29 protein-coding genes and 1 pseudogene are annotated in these 18889 nt (G+C 54.1%); 13 read left to right on the top strand and 17 right to left on the bottom strand.

What is annotated here, in order from left to right; translation table 11 throughout:
- Positions 1-21: 21 nt before the first annotated feature.
- Together ACE3SE_RS15620 and ACE3SE_RS15615 are read left to right on the top strand one after the other, a co-directional pair.
- Positions 22-378: a putative holin gene (locus tag ACE3SE_RS15620; protein WP_374556585.1), complete on the top strand. Its 357-nt coding sequence runs from the start codon at positions 22-24 to the stop codon at positions 376-378.
- Positions 375-671 carry a phage holin family protein gene (locus tag ACE3SE_RS15615; protein ID WP_374556583.1) on the top strand — a complete coding sequence of 99 codons (297 nt, stop codon included), beginning with the start codon at positions 375-377 and terminating at the stop codon, positions 669-671. The genes ACE3SE_RS15620 and ACE3SE_RS15615 overlap by 4 nt, the downstream gene beginning before the upstream one ends.
- Here the strand turns inward: ACE3SE_RS15615 and ACE3SE_RS15610 are convergent.
- Genes ACE3SE_RS15610 through ACE3SE_RS15590 form a run of 5 tightly spaced genes read right to left on the bottom strand, consistent with a single transcriptional unit; the run spans position 655 to position 2195 of the window.
- Positions 655-942 carry a HigA family addiction module antitoxin gene (locus ACE3SE_RS15610; RefSeq protein ID WP_374556581.1) on the bottom strand — a complete coding sequence of 96 codons (288 nt, stop codon included), beginning with the start codon at positions 940-942 and terminating at the stop codon, positions 655-657. The two genes, ACE3SE_RS15615 and ACE3SE_RS15610, sit on opposite strands and share 17 nt — an antisense overlap.
- A gap of 9 nt (positions 943-951) precedes the next feature.
- Complete coding sequence (locus ACE3SE_RS15605) at positions 952-1233, bottom strand: type II toxin-antitoxin system RelE/ParE family toxin (protein ID WP_374556693.1); 282 nt, start codon at positions 1231-1233, stop codon at positions 952-954.
- Positions 1234-1291: 58 nt separating this feature from the next.
- On the bottom strand, positions 1292-1576 hold the full coding sequence (locus ACE3SE_RS15600; RefSeq protein ID WP_374556579.1) for a type II toxin-antitoxin system HicB family antitoxin: 285 nt from the start codon (positions 1574-1576) through the stop codon (positions 1292-1294).
- Positions 1577-1605: 29 nt separating this feature from the next.
- Entirely contained in the window at positions 1606-1944 is a 339-nt protein-coding gene (locus ACE3SE_RS15595; protein ID WP_374556577.1) for a type II toxin-antitoxin system HicB family antitoxin, read from the bottom strand.
- Positions 1941-2195, bottom strand: coding sequence for a type II toxin-antitoxin system HicA family toxin (locus ACE3SE_RS15590; protein ID WP_374556575.1), 255 nt, complete (start codon positions 2193-2195; stop codon positions 1941-1943). Before ACE3SE_RS15590 ends, ACE3SE_RS15595 begins: the two co-directional genes overlap by 4 nt.
- Positions 2196-2311: 116 nt before the next feature.
- Here ACE3SE_RS15590 and ACE3SE_RS15585 point away from each other — a divergent pair, with 116 nt between their 5' ends.
- The 3 genes from ACE3SE_RS15585 to lysC are packed head-to-tail and all read left to right on the top strand — an operon-like array spanning position 2312 to position 3283.
- Positions 2312-2788, top strand: a complete 477-nt coding sequence (locus tag ACE3SE_RS15585; protein WP_374556573.1) for a D-Ala-D-Ala carboxypeptidase family metallohydrolase — start codon at positions 2312-2314, stop codon at positions 2786-2788.
- Positions 2785-3165 carry a hypothetical protein gene (locus tag ACE3SE_RS15580; protein WP_374556571.1) on the top strand — a complete coding sequence of 127 codons (381 nt, stop codon included), beginning with the start codon at positions 2785-2787 and terminating at the stop codon, positions 3163-3165. The genes ACE3SE_RS15585 and ACE3SE_RS15580 overlap by 4 nt, the downstream gene beginning before the upstream one ends.
- Positions 3071-3283: an Rz1-like lysis system protein LysC gene (gene lysC, locus ACE3SE_RS21260; protein ID WP_445290653.1), complete on the top strand. Its 213-nt coding sequence runs from the start codon at positions 3071-3073 to the stop codon at positions 3281-3283. Before ACE3SE_RS15580 ends, lysC begins: the two co-directional genes overlap by 95 nt.
- A gap of 52 nt (positions 3284-3335) precedes the next feature.
- Here the strand turns inward: lysC and ACE3SE_RS15575 are convergent, their stop codons facing one another.
- The 6 genes from ACE3SE_RS15575 to ACE3SE_RS15550 all read right to left on the bottom strand — a co-directional run bounded on the left by ACE3SE_RS15575 (position 3336) and on the right by ACE3SE_RS15550 (position 8719).
- Positions 3336-4547, bottom strand: a complete 1212-nt coding sequence (locus ACE3SE_RS15575) for a GGDEF domain-containing protein (protein WP_374556569.1) — start codon at positions 4545-4547, stop codon at positions 3336-3338.
- A gap of 180 nt (positions 4548-4727) precedes the next feature.
- Positions 4728-5012, bottom strand: a complete 285-nt coding sequence (locus ACE3SE_RS15570; RefSeq protein WP_374556567.1) for a helix-turn-helix domain-containing protein — start codon at positions 5010-5012, stop codon at positions 4728-4730.
- Positions 5005-5319: a DNA-binding protein gene (locus tag ACE3SE_RS15565; RefSeq protein ID WP_374556565.1), complete on the bottom strand. Its 315-nt coding sequence runs from the start codon at positions 5317-5319 to the stop codon at positions 5005-5007. Before ACE3SE_RS15565 ends, ACE3SE_RS15570 begins: the two co-directional genes overlap by 8 nt.
- 82 nt (positions 5320-5401) lie before the next feature.
- On the bottom strand, positions 5402-6328 hold the full coding sequence (locus tag ACE3SE_RS15560; protein ID WP_374556563.1) for an antA/AntB antirepressor family protein: 927 nt from the start codon (positions 6326-6328) through the stop codon (positions 5402-5404).
- Between the two features lie 2 nt (positions 6329-6330).
- Entirely contained in the window at positions 6331-6642 is a 312-nt protein-coding gene (locus tag ACE3SE_RS15555) for a hypothetical protein (RefSeq protein WP_374556561.1), read from the bottom strand.
- Positions 6643-6988: 346 nt separating this feature from the next.
- Positions 6989-8719 (bottom strand): DUF4041 domain-containing protein, encoded by a 1731-nt coding sequence (locus tag ACE3SE_RS15550; protein ID WP_374556558.1) that lies wholly within the window; start codon positions 8717-8719, stop codon positions 6989-6991.
- 232 nt (positions 8720-8951) lie between these two features.
- Between ACE3SE_RS15550 and ACE3SE_RS15545 the strand changes: the two are divergent.
- Together ACE3SE_RS15545 and ACE3SE_RS15540 are read left to right on the top strand one after the other, a co-directional pair.
- Positions 8952-9080 (top strand): annotated as a pseudogene (locus ACE3SE_RS15545) (Com family DNA-binding transcriptional regulator); the annotation flags it as partial.
- A gap of 32 nt (positions 9081-9112) precedes the next feature.
- Positions 9113-9907 carry a DNA adenine methylase gene (locus ACE3SE_RS15540; protein ID WP_374556556.1) on the top strand — a complete coding sequence of 265 codons (795 nt, stop codon included), beginning with the start codon at positions 9113-9115 and terminating at the stop codon, positions 9905-9907.
- Positions 9908-9977: 70 nt separating this feature from the next.
- Here ACE3SE_RS15540 and ACE3SE_RS15535 read toward each other — a convergent pair whose 3' ends face one another.
- Both ACE3SE_RS15535 and ACE3SE_RS15530 read right to left on the bottom strand, forming a co-directional pair.
- Complete coding sequence (locus tag ACE3SE_RS15535) at positions 9978-11447, bottom strand: GSCFA domain-containing protein (protein ID WP_374556555.1); 1470 nt, start codon at positions 11445-11447, stop codon at positions 9978-9980.
- A 314-nt stretch (positions 11448-11761) separates the two neighbouring features.
- Entirely contained in the window at positions 11762-12067 is a 306-nt protein-coding gene (locus ACE3SE_RS15530; RefSeq protein WP_374556553.1) for a hypothetical protein, read from the bottom strand.
- Positions 12068-12104: 37 nt separating this feature from the next.
- On the opposite strand from ACE3SE_RS15530, the gene ACE3SE_RS15525 reads away from it, so the two are divergent.
- The 5 genes from ACE3SE_RS15525 (at position 12105) to ACE3SE_RS15505 (ending at position 14911) form a co-directional block, all read left to right on the top strand.
- Complete coding sequence (locus tag ACE3SE_RS15525; protein WP_374556551.1) at positions 12105-13076, top strand: DUF2726 domain-containing protein; 972 nt, start codon at positions 12105-12107, stop codon at positions 13074-13076.
- 73 nt (positions 13077-13149) lie between these two features.
- Positions 13150-13512 (top strand): hypothetical protein, encoded by a 363-nt coding sequence (locus ACE3SE_RS15520; protein ID WP_374556549.1) that lies wholly within the window; start codon positions 13150-13152, stop codon positions 13510-13512.
- A 227-nt stretch (positions 13513-13739) separates the two neighbouring features.
- Positions 13740-14063, top strand: coding sequence for a hypothetical protein (locus ACE3SE_RS15515; RefSeq protein WP_374556547.1), 324 nt, complete (start codon positions 13740-13742; stop codon positions 14061-14063).
- Positions 14060-14386 (top strand): hypothetical protein, encoded by a 327-nt coding sequence (locus ACE3SE_RS15510; RefSeq protein ID WP_374556545.1) that lies wholly within the window; start codon positions 14060-14062, stop codon positions 14384-14386. Before ACE3SE_RS15515 ends, ACE3SE_RS15510 begins: the two co-directional genes overlap by 4 nt.
- A 33-nt stretch (positions 14387-14419) precedes the next feature.
- The gene (locus ACE3SE_RS15505; RefSeq protein WP_374556543.1) at positions 14420-14911 is read left to right on the top strand and encodes a hypothetical protein; all 492 of its coding nucleotides are present in this window, start codon (positions 14420-14422) and stop codon (positions 14909-14911) included.
- An 81-nt stretch (positions 14912-14992) separates the two neighbouring features.
- On the opposite strand, the gene ACE3SE_RS15500 is transcribed toward ACE3SE_RS15505, so the two are convergent.
- On the bottom strand, positions 14993-15565 hold the full coding sequence (locus ACE3SE_RS15500) for a PEP-CTERM sorting domain-containing protein (RefSeq protein ID WP_374556541.1): 573 nt from the start codon (positions 15563-15565) through the stop codon (positions 14993-14995).
- Positions 15566-15949: 384 nt separating this feature from the next.
- Between ACE3SE_RS15500 and ACE3SE_RS15495 the strand changes: the two genes are divergently transcribed.
- Positions 15950-16141 carry a hypothetical protein gene (locus tag ACE3SE_RS15495; protein WP_374556539.1) on the top strand — a complete coding sequence of 64 codons (192 nt, stop codon included), beginning with the start codon at positions 15950-15952 and terminating at the stop codon, positions 16139-16141.
- A 603-nt stretch (positions 16142-16744) separates the two neighbouring features.
- On the opposite strand, the gene ACE3SE_RS15490 is transcribed toward ACE3SE_RS15495, so the two are convergent.
- The 3 genes from ACE3SE_RS15490 to ACE3SE_RS15480 form a co-directional block, all read right to left on the bottom strand.
- Positions 16745-17419: a hypothetical protein gene (locus ACE3SE_RS15490; protein WP_374556537.1), complete on the bottom strand. Its 675-nt coding sequence runs from the start codon at positions 17417-17419 to the stop codon at positions 16745-16747.
- A gap of 116 nt (positions 17420-17535) precedes the next feature.
- On the bottom strand, positions 17536-18087 hold the full coding sequence (locus ACE3SE_RS15485; RefSeq protein ID WP_374556534.1) for a hypothetical protein: 552 nt from the start codon (positions 18085-18087) through the stop codon (positions 17536-17538).
- A 154-nt stretch (positions 18088-18241) separates the two neighbouring features.
- Complete coding sequence (locus ACE3SE_RS15480; RefSeq protein WP_374556532.1) at positions 18242-18877, bottom strand: hypothetical protein; 636 nt, start codon at positions 18875-18877, stop codon at positions 18242-18244.
- Positions 18878-18889 lie beyond the last annotated feature (12 nt).

Genomic DNA, 18889 nt, shown 5'->3' with positions numbered 1-18889 from the left:
GCAGGAAGCAAGGAAATCAACATGACCGAACCAAACGGAGGCCTGGCGCTGGTGGCGCTGGCCGGTGTCGGCACCGTGGCCGGTATCGACGCCGGGGTGCTGTTCGGCGCCTTCGCCGGTGCCGCCGTATTCGTACTGTCCGAACGCTGCAGCCAGGACCCGCGCTGGGTGCGCTGGCTCTACCTCATCATCTCCGTCATCTGCGGTGTGCTGCTGGCAGGCTTTGTCGCCAGCCTGGTGGACCGCATCCTGCCGGATGGGGTGGAAGTCCCCACCGCACTGGGCGGCATGCTGGCCGCCGCACTGGCGGTAAAACTGCTGCGCGCCGCCATCAGCCGCACCGAACTGGACCACCTGCTGGGAAAGGGCAAGCCATGACCCCACACATCAGCCTGCTGGCGCTGGCCCATGCCGCCGTCTGCGCCATCCTGTGTTTCAGCCTGATCAACTACCAGCGCGACGGCGCACGCTACCGCCGCTGGGCGTCCATCCTGTCCTACGTGATGATCGTCGCCTCCGGCGGCGTGGTCATCCGCGTGTTTACCGGCAGCTATGCCGAGATCGACCTGGCGGAATTCGTGCTCAACAGCGCACTGTGCGCCGGCGTAGTGGCCATGCGCGGCAATGTCAGTCGGCTGCTCAAGCCGTTCGGGGTCAGGCCGGATCAGTAATGACCAGCCGTGGCACCTGTGGGCGCGGTTGCTGGCTGGCCTGCCACAGGTCGAAATTCATCTGCATTTCCAGCCAGCTTTCCGGGGTGCTGCCCAGGTAGTCGGCCAGCCGCAGTGCCATATCCGCACTGATACCGGCATGGCCGTTCAGGATGCGCGACAAATGGGCGCGGGTAATACCCAGCTGACTGGCCGCTGTGGTAATGCTGACGCCCTCCAGCCATTCTTTCAGTACTGCGCCGGGGTGCGCAGGGTTGTGCATGCGCTTCATGCCATTTCCTCAGTGATAATCCTGGTAGTCAACCAGTTCGACATGGCCATCTGGCAAAAAGCGGAAGGTAAGCCGCCAGTTGCCATTGATGGTGATAGACCAGTGACCGGCAAGATCACCTTTCAAGGGGTGCAACCGCCAACTGGGCACATTCATGTCCTGCGGTAATAGCGCTACATCCAGCCGGGATAACACCAGTCGCAACTTGCCGGCATGGTCTGGGCGAATGCCAGCCTTGCTACCGTTGAGATAAAAGGCTTCCAGCCCCTTGTGTTTGAATGACTTGATCATGCCGTATAGCGTATAGACATAGTATACGATACTCAATGCATGAAGTCAGATAGAAAGGTCAGCTTTTATCAGTGGCAATATCCACCAGCTCATTCAGCAGCAATACCTTGGCGGAAACACTGGGCGGCAGGTCAATCAACACCTCGCCGGGCTGGGCAGGTGAGGGCAATGGCACGCAGCGGTGGTCCTCAAAATAAAAGTCCATCGCTGTCAGCAAGGCATCGGCTGCCATGCCTTCGGCCTCGGCCTGCGTGTCCCCCTGGGTAATCACCTCCGGGATGTCACGAAACGTCACCACAAAACCGCCCTCCGGGGCAGCTTCAAACTTGGCTGGGTAGCGCATGGGCATTTCTCCTGGATTGAGTGACAGCATCAAGCAGCAGACGCATGCCCCTCTATCGCCTCGGCAATCCACTGGTTCAAGCTCTTCTGACTGGCCGCTGCAGCTTCCACCGCGGTGGCGTGCAGGTCTGGTGGAATGCGGACATTGAACCTGCCGGAATAGTGTTTGTACGGCGCAATGCCCTTTTCGCGGCACAGGTCCAGATACACCTGCAGCGAGGTGTGGCCTTCGGTTTTCAGGCCAGCGACATCGCTGGCGTAAAAATCTGCACCGCCGTTCAGTCCGACAAACTCACCACGGAACATATCAATCTCCGGGTCGTACACCACGATGGCTTTGTGACCATCAATCATCAAGGTATTAATCATGGTTTTACTCCATTCTCTTCCAGCCACTGCCGCACCGCCGCTACAGCACCCTTGTCAGTGCTGGGGGACGGGTGAGGGCGGTGAAACACCCGCACCACCCCAAACAGCGTCACGCCAATCCGGGATCCGGCACGTTCTTCAATCTCCGCCCCCAATGCCAGCAGCAGGGCCTCAATCTCTTTCCAGCGGATATTGCCGCTGACGGGGCGGCTGAAAATCAGCCGTAGCGTTTCCTGATGCTGTCGCTTCATGATTATAGTACCAAAAAATGGTACTAGACTTTAAGAAAAACAGCCATCGTCCACAGCTGTCCAGCAGGTCAGCCCCAGCCCGCCCCGAGTGGGCTTTTTTACGTCCGGAGTCCACCATGCAACTCACCCCGCACTTCACCCTGCGCGAGCTCACCTACAGCGCCACCGCCGCCCGTCAGGGCCTGGCCAACCTGCCGACACCGGCCGAGATCGAGCACATCCGCCACACCGCCCAGCGCATGGAACAAATCCGCAGCCTGCTGGGCGATGTGCCCATCACCGTGCTGTCCTGCTACCGCAGCGAACAGGTCAACAAAGCCGTCGGCGGCTCGCCCACCAGCGCCCACCGCCACGGCCTGGCTTGCGACTTTGTCGCGCCCAGGTTCGGCAAGCCGCTGGCCATCTGTCAGGCCATCGAAGCCGCCCGCACCGTCGGGCAGATCGCCTTCGACCAGCTCATCTGCGAATTCCCGCACAGCGGCGGCTGGGTGCATATCGGCTTCCGCCTGCCACCCGCCCACGGCCGCAGTCAGCTGCTCACCGCCATCAAGCGCGATGGCCACACCGTCTACCTGCCGGGTCTGCAAGCATGAAACCACTACCGCTCACAGTGCTGGGCGTAGCCCTGCTGGCCGCCAGCTGGTGGCACGGCTGGCACAGCAAGGGCGACCAGCTCGCCAACCAGGCCAACAACCGGCAACTGCAACAAGCCCGGCAGGCCTTGGCCGACTATGCCGCCCAAACCCAACGCCTGGCCACCATCGCCGACCGGGTGCAACAACACACCACCCGACTGGCCAGCACCAGTGCCCGCCAGCAACAGGACTACCGCCGCCATGCCCAAACCATGCCACTGCCTGCTGATTGTCATCTCGATGCTGGCCGCCTGCAGCAACTTCAAACCGCCATCGCCATCATCAACCACACCATCACCACCGCCCAGCCTCAGCCGCCCGCTGCCGACCATTGACCCGCCCGACAGCCGCAGCTGGGACGACCTCGCCCAGCGCTACCTGCAACTGGCAGCACAGTACGGGCAATGTGTGGTGGAAAGGGCGGGGCTGGTGCAGGCAGGGCGGCGGGAATGAAAATGGCGCTGCATGGGCAGCGCCTGGGGCAGCTTATGGCTGGAAAATACCCTCAGCGGTGAAGATTACTCGGCACCAAAACCGGTTCCAGCACAGGCTCCGCTGCAGCCACCACCTGATTGCGCCCCTGCCGCTTGGCAAGGTAAAGCGCCTCGTCTGCCAGTGCAAACATGGCATCCAGCGCCAGCGGCTGCTGCGCACGCGGGCTGCTGCTCACGCCAATACTCAGGGTGATGGCCAGCTGCAAGTCATTGCCGGCGTAGAATATCTGCTGGCTCACCTGCAACCGCAAACGCTCGGCCAGTGCCAGTGCTTGCGCAGCCCTGGTTTCCGGTAGCAACAGGCAAAACTCCTCGCCGCCATAGCGGCACAGCAAGTCATCCTGACGCGCCAGCAAGCGCAGCTGCTCGCCCAGTTGGCGCAACACCTGATCCCCCGCCAGGTGGCCATGCTGGTCATTCACCTGCTTGAAATGGTCGATGTCGATCACCAGCAAGCTGTAAACCGGCTGCCGTTGCAACAGCTTGCTGGCCAGTTCCACAAAGCTGCGCCGGTTGGGTACGCCGGTGAGCCCGTCCAGGTCCGCCAGTCGCTGCAGCTGCTGTGCGCCGTTTTCGTACTGCCAAAACACCAAGGCCAAGGCAAGGCTGAACATACAGATCGCCATTACCGTCATCAGTATGGATTGCAGCGAAATGTCCTGTGCGGCGGGAAAAGGGGTGTGAATATGCAGCGCATTGATCAGGCGCAGCAGGGTAACGGTAAAGCCAATCAGGCCGAGGTAAAGACAAATGCTCTGCGACAAGGGCCGGTGGTCGCTGTGTATGCGCCGACTTATCCATGCCATCATGCCGAAGAGAAACAGGTATAGCGGCAGGGCCACCAGCATGCGAAAACGGTACTGGAAGAGAATTTGCGGGTAAAACATCATCACCGCGAAGCCAGCCAGCCATACTCCCCATGCCAGGTAACGCAAGTAGCGATGGCTATGTTGAAGCTGATGGAAGTACATCATGCTGAGCCAGCTGGAGAACAAGCTGGCCTGAAAAGCCAGGTTACACAGAATAAACACCCACTGCTCGGGTAACTGGTCACGCAGGTAGATAGGCCATGCGCCAAGTAACATGGCGCCATGTGCCAGGCTGGCAAGCTGGTGGGATCGGCTGGATTTTCTGCGGTTCAGCAGCAAGGTCAAGGCGGTTGAGAACACAAAAAAGATGGCCAATGTGGTCATTGACTCGGTGTATTTGATATCCACCTGCATGCTGTTAGCCTGATTATTTCATTGTGCTACTAATTTATCATTTTTTTTCAAATACTGCTGGGGCAAGCACTGCTGCTATGGCTGCATCGCAAACCTGTATTCTGCCCCTGGTTCATACCCTCCGGGCGCAAAAAAGCGCTGCATGGGCAGCGCCTTCCCCCAGTCCTGGACCAGCCTGATTTACTCCGCCTGCAACTCCCGCAATACCTCCGGGTGGGCATCGGCAATCTTCAGCAAGGTTTTGGCTGCGCCGGTAGGGTGGCGGCGGCCTTGCTCCCAATCCTGCACCGTGCGCGGGCTCACACCCAGCAGCTGGGCAAAGTCTGCTTGCGACATGCCTACCCGGGCGCGGGTGCTGGCCACGGCGGACACTTCCACCTGCGTGACCCGCGCAGCCTGTCCGGCCTTCATTTCCCGCACCGACTGCAACAAGTCCGCCTGAAACTGCTCCAGTTCTTTATCCATTGTCCAGCTCATCCCGAAGTTGCCTGAGAAAGGCGGGTGGCAAATTGTCGAATTTGGCCTTGGTGTACACCATCAGCAGGGTGATGGTGCCTTCGTCCAGCAAGTTGTAATAAATCACCCGCACACCTCCACGCTTACCCATGCCGGTACGGCTCCAGCGGATTTTGCGCAAGCCGCCGGGACCGGGTATCACATCGCCAGCCAGGGCATTATTGGCCAGCCACACGACAAACTCTTGCCGCTCGTCAGCTGACCAGATCTCATCGACCAGGCGACGGAAAACGGGTGTTTCTATCACAGTGTACATGGCAATATTATACGGCGTGCCGTAGTTGTCCAAAGCAATCAGAACTGGCAAACCGGGCAGTCTCCCACCCGGCCCCATCCCATCACCCCTCCGTCACCACCTCCGCCAGTTGCGCCCCATGCCGCTGCATCAGGCTGAGGATGTCCGGCATCGCCAGTCCGAAAGCCGTTGCCGATGGAAAGCACAGCGTCGCGTGACATGGCGCGGTGCTGGGCGTGGGCAGGGTGTCGGGCGTATCGGGCACTGGCTGGCCAGGCTGCTCGGCTAACACAGGCAGCGCAGGCAGGGCGGGGCTGTCGCAGTCGGCCAGCAGCTCCGCCTCACCAGCCAGAAAGCGTTGCAGCCGCTGCCGGGCTGGTTCCGCCGTCGACGGCGGCAGCATCTGCAAATGCGCCTCCACCCCGGCCAGGCTCCATATCGTCAGCCGCCGCCCGCCGCGCCGGGTGAATACCCCGTTGTTGATATTGTCCAGGGTGAAGTTGCGCAGCGGCTCGCCACTCAGGTTGAAGAAATGCACCCCCACCTTGAACCGCCCCGGCCGCAGCACGCGGTTACTACGCACCGTGTGGCGGCTTACCTGTAACAAGGCCTGCAATTGCTGATTGGTCAGCACCGGCACGCCATTGAAGCGCGGGCAGCCCGGCGGAATGGCATCGCCAGCCGGCAAGGCCGCCTGACCGGCCAGCTGCAAGGCACGCTGCTCGCAAGCGATAAAGTACAGCCGCGCCTGCTTGCCCTTGTCGTTGCGCTCCACCATCGCCAGCTCCTTGGCCATGGCCAGCGAAATCATGAAATCCTTGCTGGGACGGCCTCCGAGGGGGTTATTGCCCGTTTCGACAAAAACCTCAAAGTCACGTTTCTCGACGAAACCATACTTATCGATCCGTTCCTTGATCCAGTGGGCGAACATCTTTCCCACGCCAAGAAATACATGCAGCTCACGTGCATTCACCGCCGGAACAGTCGCATCGCCAATCTGGAAGTCCACAACCGGAATCAGGGCCTGCATGGTTACACCCCCTTCATCGGAACGGTATCGGCTGGCGCAGTGGGCCAACTGCACCCCACATCCTCCGCCTGCAGGTTGATGCTGTTCTGGATGTCATCGGCCCGGCCCTGAATGGCGCGCAGCACCGTCGCCAGAATGTCCTGGCGCAAGGGGTCGGTGGCATGGCCGATATACACCTCGGCACAACGGGCAATGGCGGCAATCTGGCCGAAGCCTTCCTGCGACAGGCAATCCATCAGCTCGACCGCATGGCGCAGGTCACGAATGGCGGGGTGGTCGGGGGAGATGGGAGGAGTTACGGATTGAGCAGCCATGATGGCCTCCTGACGTATTGTTCACGAGGGCCCCTTGTTCAAGAGGGGCGGCCAGGCGCTTGAACACCGACATCAGAACGGCCCACAGACTTTCCCTTGCGAGTCTTGTATAGCTGTAGACACCCGGCCATAGACGGGCATTGTCCAGTAGAACAGGACAATGCGAAAGCTATGGATGTGCAAAGGCCGCGTTGCTTTCGGGCGCGGTTTACCGCTGATGTAGGTGTGTTCAGCACCTGCGGCAAACTCTAGCGACGACGATGCAAGGTGAATACTGACCGAAGGGGTGGCCAGCAATGGCGCTGAAAACGTAGCGCCTTGGTGAGGCGTAAAAGTTCAATGACACTTAATCCTCTACATCTAAAGCTACATCCCTATGCTCTCGCTCTTGATGCTGTAACCAATCGGCAACAGTTGCCGGGTTTTCTTTCAGTTCCTGTTCAATGGCCAGACTTTCCCGATACTCCGCTGCCTTGGCAGTCATGGTCCAAGCAGCATCGATATCGTGTTCTGCAACCACCTGGCGTAGCTCCTGGAGCGGTAGACGAAAGAATTCCTTGCGCGGGTTTACTTTATTGACTTGTGCCTCTGCAAAACGCTTGTGCAGGGCGTACTCCAGTGCAGGTGCATCCTCACACCAGATCATGGCATGGACATCGAACGGGAATGGCACGCTGGCATCGCCCAGCTCTTTGACCCGTTCCAGTGGTTCGAGTCGTCGTGTCATACCTACCTTGTAAACATGTTCGCCAAATGAACCAATATTGGAAATCACGTACACATGGCCAGCCTTGGTTTGTTGTGCCATAGACAAGGCGCGTTGATTGCGCGCCTCGGCTTCCTGCAACTTACCCTCTAGTTCGGCAAGTTTAGCCTGCAGCTCAGCCCGCTGTGCTTCTGTGGCTTTGGCAACTTGTGCACGGGCTTTTTCCATGGCCCTGTGTAAGGTTTCTTCCTCCTTTGCAGCCTCTTTTAATGCGCGTTCTATTTCACGTCGTGCTTTTTCTTCTTCGCGTATTTGCTCACGAATCCGTCTTTGCTCTTCTTTATCCTGTTCTCGAAGTGCATTTACCGCAGTAAGCCACTTTAACTCAGTCAACCTGGCGTCCAGATACGCTGGTGTAATGCGAGCCCCCCGGAATGCACTGCCATTATTGTTGACCAGTGCGCAGGCATCTTTGATTTGTTGCTCTAATATGCCAAAATTATCGACTTTGGCGCGTGAGAGGATGGAATCTACCTTGCCATTGAATGCATCCAGTACAAATCGGATAGCAGTTAATTTGCGTTGTCGTTCGACGTAATCGCATGTTGCAGCTCGACTATGTTCCACCATCAGTTTGCTGCGTTCTCGAGCTTGCTTCAGTTGCTGACCCGCCTCATCAAAACCATAGGAATCGGCCAGTTCATCAAGCAGGCTGTAGGTTGGTTTCAAATAACGATCCCCGTAGCCTTCAATGACGTTTTTCATCGCCGTTATGCTGTCTTCCAATTGCTTGGCTTTTGATAACGCAATATAGGCATCACCAGCAATTTGCTCTGCCCGGTTATTTGCGTCGCGAATGATTTGCTCGGCCTGCTGGCTTGCCAATGCTAGCTGGGCATCAATTTTTTGGCGTTTATCCTGTGCATCGATATTGGCATCCCTGAGAATAATTTTGGCATTCGTGCGAATGGTGTCCGCTTCCTGTGTTGCGTTCTGTATAATGATTAGCGCATCAGACTCTGCTTTTCGTCTTGTTTCTGCTACGGCCTGCTTGGTTGATGCTTCCAGTTCTGTCATGGACTGGCGCAATTGCTGCGCCATATGGTCAATATCCCGAACACCTTGGAAACGGGCTAGAGAATTAATTTCCGTTTGTTGTGCCGCAATCTGGTTTTCTAGTTCTTCATGCTTAAGCTTTGCTTGCTCCAGAGCATTTTCCAATGCTCGGTAGTGTTGTTGCCACTCTTGCTCCCAGTTTGCCAGTGTAGTGGTTGTTTTAGCACGTTCGGCAGCTAGCTGCTTTCTGGCTTGCTGTCTTTGCCAGAACATCACCATGACAATGGCTATCAACAGTAATAGAAGTGCTTCCACAATTACCCCTTCGCTGCATTTACCAGATGTATTGCGTCCTGTAGTCAGTGAATATGAACGGCCATCCCACAATTAGCCGGTTCATTTATGAGAACAGCGACCGGGCGGGTGCTTCCAACACCCACCCGGACAGCTGACCCGCAGCGCTATCCTGCAAGCCAGCCCAAGGCTGCCACCTTCAGCTGAAAGTGTGGCCAGTCTAGCGGCTTCCTTTGCCAGGAACACCTTGCAGATGTCTTATCCCGAGATCCGTTGCGGCCAATGTGGCCGTAAACTGGCCGAAGGGTGGTATTCCACTCTTGTCATCAAGTGCCCGCGTTGCCGGGTCGTCAATCACCTGAAGGCCGCGAGCCTCCCATCCGAGCGTCAGCGAACGCCCACGGAGGATCGTGCATGGCCCCAAGTCCCATCATTCCCTGGCTGGGCGGCAAGCGCCGTCTGGCGGACAGGTTGTTGCCGCTGTTCCCGCCGCATGAGTGTTATGTGGAGTTGTTTTGCGGTGGCGCGGCGCTGTATTTCCTGCGCCAGGTACCGGCCAGAACCGAGGTACTGAACGATGTGAATGGCGAGCTGGTGAACCTGTACCGCGTGGTGCAGCACCATCTGGAGGAGTTTGTCCGCCAGTTCAAATGGGCCATCAGCAGTCGCGAGGTGTTCAGGTGGCAGCAGCTCACCCGGCCGGAGACCCTCACCGACATCCAGCGCGCCGCGCGCTTTTATTACCTGCAGCAGCACGCCTTCGGCGGCAAGGTGCAGGGCCAGACCTATGGCACCGCCACCACCGCGCCCATGATCAACCTGTGCCGCATCGAGGAGAACCTCAGCGCAGCCCACCTGCGCCTGGCCGGGGCCAATGTGGAGAACCTGAGCTGGCAGGATTGCCTGGCGCGCTACGACCGCGCCCACACCTTCTTCTATGCAGATCCGCCGTACTGGCAAACCGAAGGCTACGGCGTGGCCTTCGACTTCCACCAGTACCAACAACTGGCCAGCGCCATGCGCAGCTGCCAGGGCAGGGTGATGGTGAGCATCAACGACCACCCCGACATCCGCGCCGCCTTTGACGGCTTCTGGATGGAAGGGCTGCATATCAAGTACAGCACCGGTAATAACCAGGGCAAACCGGAAACCAGCCGCGAGCTGGTGATGACCAACTGGCGGCCGGATGAAGGGGGAGGGTTGTTTTAAGTGGAAAGCCGTAGAGCCGGTACTACTCGGTCAACGTTGGAGGGGAGTGTTTTGTGGTTGCATTTTATCGTCAACTGTAGTGTTCGATGAACGAATCTGTAATGGCTTTAACAACTTCGTCATTAACATGCAGGCTTGCACCATCGTCCCCGCCAAAATAAGGGCCAACATGCCCACCTATCCACCGTACGATTTCAAAACTGGGCCAATACAGAACGTCGCTGTGCGATGATACAAATTCGTGTGCAGCCACTCTAAGGGTTGATTTGGATAGCGAGTCTGCCATTACTGCTGATTTGAATTCGAATGTTGTACGCAATGGTACGGGGCTGACGGTAATGACCAGTTTGATGTCCGGGTTTATTTCTTTCAATCTAGCGAATATGTACTTCAGGTTTTCCACATTTTCTGCCACTGTGGTTGTTCTGAAGTCGTAGAGTTCGGCAAGCACGCTTGAGGAGAGTGTGCTTTTGGTGGGCATGACAAACTGGTTGTTGTTTTGCTTGTCTACAAAAACGGGTGCAACACCTAGTGTGTAGATAACAATGTTGCTATCCCTGATTGATTTCACAATGGATTCTGGCGTGATGTTCATGTCAGCGCACAGTTGGGATATCCTGTCCTTGGGTTGGCCTTCGCACCTTCCAAGGGCCCAGTCTAGCAAATGCCTGTTTGCATAGGTGGAATTGATATGTTCGGCCATTTCAACAAACATGGCTTTCAGGTTTCGTTGCGAGAGTTGCGTTGCAATTTCTCTGGCAAAGCAAGAGCCGATGCAAAAAATCCCTTTGTCTTGCGCTATTAGTTGTTCTTTGGGTAGCTCGGCCACCAAAGTTCTTGCTATTACCTCGCGCAGGTTCCCACTCATTTCTCGTGTGGTGGGGTATTTTGATCGTGATACAGCACTTTTCTTTTTCTTTTTCTTTTCATCCGGCGTATTGATGACAGAGTACAGTAACTCTTTGTCTTCATTGATGGACTGATTGCTTAGTGATTCCGGTATTCTGTCAAGCAGGCTGAGTGATTCATGAATATCAACTTCTGCAGTAATTTTGGCTAGTGCTTGCAGATAGTCCGGGTTTTTTGGGTGCATGGCCACAAGACTTCGGTATGCATATTCGGCGTCCTCATCCGGGCCGACATAAGTTGCTGCAGTAGCAAGCATTTCAAGGCAGCTTTGTGCGTAGAACCAATCTGAAAGGTTGGCACTGTAAATAACAATTGCGCGCTCCAGGGCGGCCTTGCAAAAGTCCCGACGAATTCCCCATGATTTATGCCCGCCGTCCTCGCAATTGGCAATTGCCAGTCCCAGCATGTAGCATATGTCTGGTTCGTTGTTGTTTATCTCGAATGCGGCGGACAGGCAGTTTTTTGCAGCCGCCCAATTGCCAAGATTGAAATGGCAATAGCCGAGGAGGTATAAATGTTCAATATCACCTTGCGCCGATTCCATTGGAGAGAGTAGCTCTACTACCTTTCTCAGCCCATTTTCGCCATCTGAAGATAATTCAATTGCCTTGTCTTTGAGACCTTGATCCATGCTGCCCCTCTATCGTCTATTTACAGTGTGGTGCCAAATTTCATAATCAATTGCAGTAGCCAGAATTTTCAATAACGGATGTATCAAGTTGCCTGTCTTGCGTGCTGCAGTGAGGTAGGTAAGTGCTGCATCCTCGATATGGGTAATAAGCGGGACGCTGACCGACCGTTTGCTAATGTTAATGGACTTAACATTGCGCGCAGTTGTCCCTACTGGTCACAAAATGTTTGGGACCGAAACATGCAGGTGTTACCAACGCCTACTCGAATACCACTAAACAGTTAATTTCTCGCAAGTCTGCCCAATGCTGCCAGTTAGCCATCACGCTTCTGCTTGTCTTCTGAACGACTCCTTGACCGCTTGCAGACGGTAATCGGCAGGTCTGCAATATTGAATTCATGAACATGGCTTGGCTGTTCCTTCATCAGTCCGCGCAGGTGCCATGGGTAGCGAGAATCACCATATTTCTTGATCTTCCAGATGCGGTATTGGAAAGATGCTATGAAAATGGCCAAAGCAAGCAGTAAGGAAAGGCCGATGTATAAATGCCAGGTCATGTGGGGTTTAGTTGCTGTGTGGCTTGCCTGTGCAATTAATCTCATCCCATCCAAGCACTTCACGCTGGCCGCCGGTAAGCTTTCGCAATATGATGTTTGAATGCGTAAATTATTGCTCTTATCCGCGCTGTTTGCCAGCGCAACCGCATCTGCCCAAGTGTACACCTGTACCGACCCGCAAACCGGACGGGTGATCTACAGCAACTACCCCGGTTGTACCGTGGCCAATGCCGGGCAGCCAGCGCCCGTGCAGTCGGCCCAGCCCACTGCGCCAGTGCAGGTGCAGCCGATGCTGGCCCCTGTCACACAAAGCCCGCAGCAAGCGCAGCCGGTGCAGCCGTTTTCATCGCAGCCAGCGCAGCCCGCCGTTCAACCCACGCCACAGCTACCGCAGGTGGTGCCCGTGATCCCTACGCCAAGCTCCTTGCTGGCACCTATTTTCCAGGCGCTCAAGTGGCCGTTGATCCTGATAGCGGGCTTTGGCGTGCTGTCACTGATGCTGACGAAGAAGCAAGGCGGCGGGCGAGGGCGCAGGAAAAAGAATGCGCGCTGGCAAGAACCACGCATGGAACACGCGCAAGCAGCGCAGCCGGAGAGGGTGTTCCGGCCGGTGATCAAGAAGCCGGTGGATTACGGTAATGCGCGCTTCTGCCTGAAAAACAAAACCTTGTTGTCCGAGCGTGAGCAGGGCTGCTACTGGCGGCTGGTGGAGCACCTGTCGCCAGACTTTATCGTGCTGGCCCAGGTGGGTTTCAGTCAGATTCTCAGCACCAGGGGCGGCACTGGAGAGCAGAATTATGCGCTGTACGGCACCATGCGGCAGAAAGTGGCGGACTTTGTGGTGTGCCGCCAGGACCTGAGCGTGGTGGCGGTGATCGAGCTGGACGACAGCAGCCACCGTGGCAAGGAGGAGCAAGACAAAAAGCGCGACGCCGCGGTGCGCCAGGCCGGTTTGCTCTCCTTCCGCCTGCCCAATACCCCCGGCAACGAGCCGGTGAAAAACCTGGCGGATGTGCTGCGGCGGATGGATGCGCAGCGGGGCGGTGTAAACACCACGGCTTCGGCTGGCTGAAATAACGTCCTCAGCCAGGTTTCAGAGCTGAAGTTTGTCGCGCTTTTCAATAATCAATCATTTAAAAACAACCATGCATATTCTTTTTTCCGACCACGGCAAATTGCGTAAAGTCCGTTACAGCCGCCCCTCGCTGGTCACGCTGCTGGCAGGCCATGTTGAGGCCATTACGCGCAATCAGCCGCAGATCTTCCTGAAGCTGTCCCTGCCCACCATGCTGGGCATGCTGCTGGCCAGCGCACTGGGCGGCTCCATTCTGCTGGCTTTGCTGGCGTACTTTCTGCCTTGTTGGTATTGGTCTCGCTATAGCGACGCGTTTTATATCCGCTCGTTGATGGATAAGGACTGGTCCTTTGCCGACACGGCCGAGAACAACCGCTACGTGGCCGATGCGCTGGGGATTGAGCTGATGCCGGGGGAGAATGGGGCGGATTGAGTTTCGGTCTTTCAGGTTTGAATCAGGCTGTGGCCATGGCTGAGCGTGCTGCGGCGTACAGGGACCGACTGGGAAGGGTGGCAAGCAGCGTAATGGCACATTTTACGATGCCAAATTCATAATAATGGCAGTGATGACATACAAGTATTATCATGTGCCAACTACTCGCTAAGCGCGTATCCGCCTATCCCTGCCTGCATCCGTGCATGGCATTACTGAGGAAAATCATGGCAACCGTAATGGCCTGGATGTTGATCTTGTTGATTGATCTGGCCGTCTTTTTTTGGGCCCCCATCAGCATTGTTTTCTCCAGAAAAGTCACCTGGAAAACCAAGCGAAAGTGGTTGGCTGCCTATTTGCTTTCCTTCCTGCTCGTTCCCTGGCTGTTACTACAGCTATTCAAACTTGTCGGGCTTATGCTGCACAACCCGGGGCTGGCATTTTTTGGCCAACAGCTGGCAGCGCCGTCCATGCTGCTGATTGGCCTGGTGTTTGCCATTCTCTTTCGCCGCTCTGTCAGGCGTGTCACCGAGCAGGGCAGCGCAGCATGATTAAAGACAAGGCACCCACGCGTTGGCAACGCATGCGTGAGGCCATCCACTCCATCCCCGAAACGATTCAGCGCAGACTACAGATTTGCCTGACGCTTGGGCCGATATTTGTCTGGGTTGGCTGGGCTGCATTTTTAAGGCCATACAGCCCCTGTGATGATAATCATCATCCTGCGATGTGTGCGGTCTACACCGCCATGGCGATGGCAGCCAATACCAGCGTGGAAAACATCAATGCCGCCATCTACGTCGCGTTTGGTATCGCGATGATCTGCGCCGCGGTGGCGGATCTGATTCTCTGGTGGCAAGGGCGCCGCAAGTAACCGTTAATTCAATCGCGACAGCACGCCATCTCAATGAAACACCTCGCACTCATCCTCACCCTGGCCAGCGCCACCTGCTTCGCGGCGGACTTGCCGGACCGCAGCATGACCCCTGGTGCCATCAACCCCGACATCACCCAGGACAACATCCAGCAAACCATGTGTGTGAAGGGCTTTACCAAGACCATCCGCCCGCCGGCCAGCTACACCAACAAGCTGAAGAAGGCGCAGATCCAGGACTATGGCTACACCGACACCAACCCCAAAGACTACGAAGAAGACCACCTGATTGCCCTCAGCATCGGCGGTGCGCCGCGTGACCCGCAAAACCTGTGGCCGCAGCCGCACAAGAGCGAATGGAATGCTGCGAAGAAAGACCAGCTGGAGGTAGTGCTGTATCGCATGGTATGTGACGGCAGCCTGCCGCTGGCCACCGCGCAGCAGGCCATGGCCACGGACTGGATAGCGGCGTGGAAGCGTTACGTGGCGGGGAATGCCGCCCTGGCCAAGGGGCATGTGGACTAAACGGCGGGGCGGGAGGCAAGGCGAGGGGGGTGAACAACAACCCGGCCCTGCCGCCCGCAGGCAACAAGACCGGGCAGGGCCTTACACCGACAGCGCGGTGGAAGACTGGCCCTGTTTCTTTTTACGCAGCTTCAGCGTAATAGCCAGCAGGCCCATGCCCATCAGTGCGTAGGTTTCTGGTTCCGGGACGGGGGAAACGGCGACTTGGCTGACGCCAATATTGGAAACCGAAGTCCATGATGGAATATTATACCCTGCGAATGTCAGGATGGTGCTCGTGGTATTGGCTGTGAAATTATATGTTTCGTTATATGCGCCAGAGCCATTGGTCAGGCCACCGATATTGCTTCCATTCATGAGAGTTTGCAGGCTATTACCGTAACTACCATGGATGTTGGCGGAAAAGGACAGGGCATAAGTGCCACCAATTACGGTGTTGAATGTCTGGCTATAACTATCAAAGTAATGAGGGTCGACGCCACCAAAAATCATTTCATTTGAATCTATCCCAGTGCCCGAGCCATTGGCTGCTCGCGTTAAAGTCCAGCTACTAACATCCTGCGATAGCAGGTTGTTAGTACTTTGCATCAGATCGGCGTGTGCCAACGGGGATGCCAACAGTGCTGCGCTGACCAGCAAGCTTGCAAGTTTCATGAAAACTCCCTGTTTGATTTGTAAGTGTTTTATTTAATCTCCTGCATATTATAAATGGGTAAAAATGCGTACGTATTAAGTAAATTCGCGTAACGTCCTGGCAAGATTTGTCATTTAATGCGAACAGGTTTCATTCCGCGCTGTGCCTTTCAAATGCACCTGCCTGCCATTGGTCAATAACGCAAATGGATTACAAGTGGGGCCGCCTGGCACGCGCGCCGGGCCGTGAAGTGCGGCCGTCGTTGGGTGGTTTGTGTTGCAAACATGCCAATCGGATGTGTTAATGACATGCGCGATATCATCAGGAATGGCCTGCCATCGCAGCTTCCGCAGACAGCAGGCCAGCGTAGCGCCAGATGAAGGACACTTACTTCGAGGGATGCAATGGAGACGACAAGCACGACAGGCAAGATCATCTTTGGCATTGCCAGTGTTATCGCGCTGGTGATTGCGCTGGTGGTGAAGATGCTGTTTGGGCGGTGGGTGAACAATTGGGTGATTGCCGGCGGTGCGGTGTTGTTGGCCTGGGGTCTGATGGAGTGGATCTACCGGGGTGGGGTGAGGGTGTGTTACTGAGCGGGCGGGCGTGGCGTTGTGTGATCTGTGCAACGTGGCGTGGCGGGTGGTGGTGAGCGGGAGAGCCGCGCGGGGTGGGCGTGTGGGGTTGTGGTGATGGATTTGAGATGTTTTGGTGTGGCGCGGAGTGGCCGGGGCGCGTTTACAGGGCGCGGGGATGAAACTAGAATGTGAGTTACAAAAAGAGGCAAACAGCGTTGGCGCGCTGAATGCCTCTTCATGTTGTACCTCACCTTACCTGGTGGGTTTTGACTCCTTCTTCTTTCGACGGGTTGGGAGAGTCACTGGAAAGCTCAATACGATCACATGATCGTGTTGGGCTTTTTCCGTTTCTGCAGGGTGCTGCAGGTGACTGCCGTAATGCAGCAGCATGAATGCTGCCAGCCTGACCCACTTGTACGCGTGGGCTGCGCTTTCCTTCTTGGCCATCTATATTCGTCGATGTAGGGCTGCGCTTTCCTTCTTGGCCATCTATATTCGTCGATGTAGGGTTGCGCCAGACTAGTTGGCTTGGATTTGCTTTGAGCGATGCGAATCCAGGGTGGTAATAGTGGCGTATCGCCAATCTGGCAATATTTGTAATTATCTTGGTTAGTTTATGTTTTACACTTCAACTCCTAGTTTGGTAAATTCAATAATTTCCTTAAGCGCTTCTGATGCATTAAAAACTTCAGCCAGACTTCCAAGGAAGATGAGAAGTGCTTTGTAAAATGGTAATCCTTGCGGTAGCCAGAAGCTGTTTGCAATACTTTTTGCTTTTTTAAATAGGGTGTCGAAAATGGTAAACTTTATGCTAAGTTCTATGCCGGTTAATCCTGCAGTGGATAGCTTTTTGTAAATTGATGAATTGCTAATGCTGTTTTTTTTGTAATCAACATCTATTATTAGACTGGTAAATTTTTCGGTGCTTATTTTTATTAAGTCTGGTAACAGATCGTGCAAGTCGCCCCTTTTGTTTTCTGGGATATCTTCTGGCTTAATTTCACTTATGAATTCTTGCCCCATTCTTAGCATGGCTATGATTTTATCAAAGTCGTGCCATTTTTCATCACTCCCAATGGAGGGGGTATTTGGTGGTGGTGTGCCTATCCATTTCCTGATGGTCATATCGTAATGGATTGCTTCTTCATTTCTTAACTTATTCAGTAAAATTTTTATGGCATGTGAAGTGACTGGGTGGGCTGGATTGTTATCATTAAGGAGATTTTCAATCTCTCTTCTGGATCTTGGTTCTGAGAGTAAAGATAATATTAGTCTTTCTATTTCAATTTTGTTCATTTTTCTCTAACTTATTAGTTATTTGTTAAAATTTGCACATTAATTTTAAATTAATGTGCAATTAATTAAGGTTTATTTGGTGCTTTGAAATTAAATTTTCAATACTTTTTATTTTATCAAGGGTGCCTATCTGTGCCCCCCTCTGTTGTATAAAATGTGTCTTTGATTGCAAATATTGTAAATTCCTTAATTAACCCTTTGATCTTATCTAGAAAATCATTAAAGGATGGGGCGTGACTCCCATCGTTAATACTGGCAACGAGTGCGTTTCTGTAGTTTATTGCAATCTCTCTTATTTCTTGTAGTTGTTCTTGTTCTTGTTTGGTTGCCCATATGCTGAATGCTATGTCAGCATCTATGTTTATATATAACACCATTCTTTGGCAAATTGATAGCAGATCATTGCATGAAACAGTAATGGTATTCGATGAGCGCTCATCATTGACTTTATCTATTAAATTGGCTCCGTCGCGTAGGATCTTAACAAATTCATGAATGATCTTTGATATGTGTTCCCGCCGTTGTTGTTCCCTTGTATTGTCTATTCTGCTTTTGTTTTCCTTAATGTTTGTATAAATAAAGCCAAGTGTGGCTAGGCAAACTGATACTGATGTGGCGAGGTCAAGCCCGATTTGTATGTTTTGTAAATTTATACTTGGCATGGTCATGTTGGTAAATTATTCTGAATGTTAAGGTTGGTTGCGTATGAATTTCTGTGTTTAAATATTTTGACGGTAGTAGTAATTTTGAACTTTTAAATAAATCATTTCGTTGACTGAGTTGATTTTACATTGTACTGTTAATGACGAGTTTTAAAGTAATTTAATAATTATCGGCCCAGCCAAGAGCTAAAATTTCATAATTTACGTATTGATGAGATAGGCTTAAGTAAATATTTTCATGATTCGTGAGCATCAAGTCTATCGTGCCAGATGCTCCCGAGTGCTCGGCTATAATTCCCTCACCATTTTCAGATGCCAGTCTTATAAGCAGTGGAATACCAGGTGTATCACACCACAGACGATATTGAATTTTAATGTGGGATGCCGTTTGCGGAACGTGGTTTGCAATAGCAATCGGAGTGTAAGGTGTCCATTGAACGAGGTGATGTGGTTGATTGGAAAGAGGCAGGCGCTCACCCGGTCGGACGGTTGGACGAATGCCTACCTGATCACCTTTCAAATAAATTTGAACATGAAGCCGCAGAAAGCCAAATTCCTGCTCACTGGTACTTCTTAAGGAATTTGTCACAAAGTTGAATAGGTGATCTTTTCCCAAGACAACTATTCGAGAGCTTGGCTGGTGACACAGCCGCACCTTCTTGTCTTCCGGAAAATCCAGAATCACCCAATCTCCACCAAGGTCGCGTAGTGGCCGATCAAACTCATCCAGCTCAATTGCAGGCGGTTCCAGCTCTACATTGAGTCCAGTGTTCTTCTTGAAAATGTTCCACTTCATATCTACTTGGCG

Origin of the sequence: Aquitalea pelogenes (assembly GCF_041914625.1) — a bacterium.
GTDB lineage: Bacteria > Pseudomonadota > Gammaproteobacteria > Burkholderiales > Chromobacteriaceae > Aquitalea > Aquitalea pelogenes.
Note: the sequence above shows the minus strand (reverse complement) of the source record. Positions and strands in the feature narration are given on the sequence as shown.